1 pseudogene is annotated in these 210 nt (G+C 56.7%); it reads right to left on the bottom strand.

Going from position 1 to position 210, the window contains the following annotated elements:
- A pseudogene (locus tag DWZ15_RS10520) lies at window positions 1-210 on the bottom strand (class I SAM-dependent methyltransferase); the annotation flags it as partial.

The raw sequence follows: 210 nt of genomic DNA, 5'->3' as shown, positions 1-210 counted from the left end.
GCAGCCCAGATTGACCACCGCCGCATTGGGGTGGTCTTTCAGGTAATCCCGCACCTCGAAAGCAAGATCACTCTGCCGTGTGGCCACCTCCAGCGCACCAAAGCGCTGCATCAGGCTGCGGGAGTTTTTCTCTGCCTCTGAAAAGTCGTAGTCGATCTGGTCGAGCAGACGAACCGCTGTTTCATCCCTGTAAAGGTTCGGGTACAACTC

The sequence above is a fragment of the Collinsella sp. AF29-7AC genome (assembly GCF_003475665.1).
Taxonomy (GTDB): Bacteria; Actinomycetota; Coriobacteriia; order Coriobacteriales; family Coriobacteriaceae; genus Collinsella.
The sequence above is the reverse complement of the archived record's forward strand: the minus strand, read 5'-3'. Positions and strand labels throughout refer to the sequence as shown.